Below are 1,035 nucleotides of genomic sequence, written 5' to 3'. Positions count from 1 at the left end.
GGAGGAACGGAAAAGCGGACGAAGATATATCGCCGGGGAATCGCCGAGGCAGCCACCGAGCTTCACGCCCTGCGAGAAGACCCGTCGAATTTGGCCCGACTGCTGCAACTGCAGGCCTATCTTGTCGCTCGCCTACGGCAATCGCAGAGATTCATCGAAAAGCGCCGGGCCGATTTGGTTGCGTTGCGTCGTGCTCGATCATTGGGCCGGCCATCCAAGCAGGTCGCTGAGGCGCTTAAAATCCTAATTTCAGATTACGACGCTGACATCAAGTGTGAGCAGAGCCGCCAGCAAGCTTGGCGATGCTTCGGTGATGGGGTAGCGAACATCTACCAAAGTCAGCACTCACTTAAGCAGCTCTACTTCAATACAGAGGATGGAACGATTAAGCCGCATGCCGGCTCATTTCTGGGCAAGGATGGCTTCAAGCTTGAGTGGGAGGTGCTCAAGTCAGCGGTGGAGTCGAGTGTCCCATGTGTCCTCGCTGATTTGACAAATGTTATCCGTCACGGCGACGTGTGTCTGCTCGGACGTGCTGAGCCCTTTGTGCTGGAAGTAAAGTCAGGGACCAAGAGTGCTCGTGCATTTCGGCAAGTCGCAGACAATAAGAAAGTCCACGACTTTTTTGAAAACGACTTCGCGCCGGCACTTCGGGGAATGCGAAATGTCACCAGGGTGGCGCTGAAACATGAGGAACTGAAGCACCTTGCATCGCTAAATTCATGCATCGACAAAGCTCTAGCGGCAGGGTTTGCGATGATCGAGCCGGAGCCGGGGCTCAGATATATCGCTATCTGCCACGAAGCTCTTGAGGGCGGTTGGCACGAGCTTCTCCCGACTGGCTCGAGCAACATGGTGTATTCCCTCACCTGTGAAGAGCCGTGGCACACCTCATACCCATATACGCTTTCGCTTCGAACTGAGGATGTCGCGAAATTTGTCTGCGGTGAATTGCACCTAGTGGTCGTAGTATCCGCAGAGCGCATCAAGGAGAAGTTTGCTGAACTAGACTTGGTAGCTACGATGGTAATGGAT

1 protein-coding gene is annotated in these 1,035 nt (G+C 54.2%); it reads left to right on the top strand.

Annotated elements, in window-relative coordinates; genetic code table 11:
- The coding region (locus ABZY20_RS37475; RefSeq protein ID WP_356448044.1) for a hypothetical protein at positions 1–1,035 on the top strand (1,035 nt) is incomplete at both ends.

This window comes from Streptomyces sp. NPDC006624 (assembly GCF_040611555.1).
Taxonomy (GTDB): Bacteria; Actinomycetota; Actinomycetes; order Streptomycetales; family Streptomycetaceae; genus Streptomyces.
Note: the sequence above shows the minus strand (reverse complement) of the source record. Positions and strands in the feature narration are given on the sequence as shown.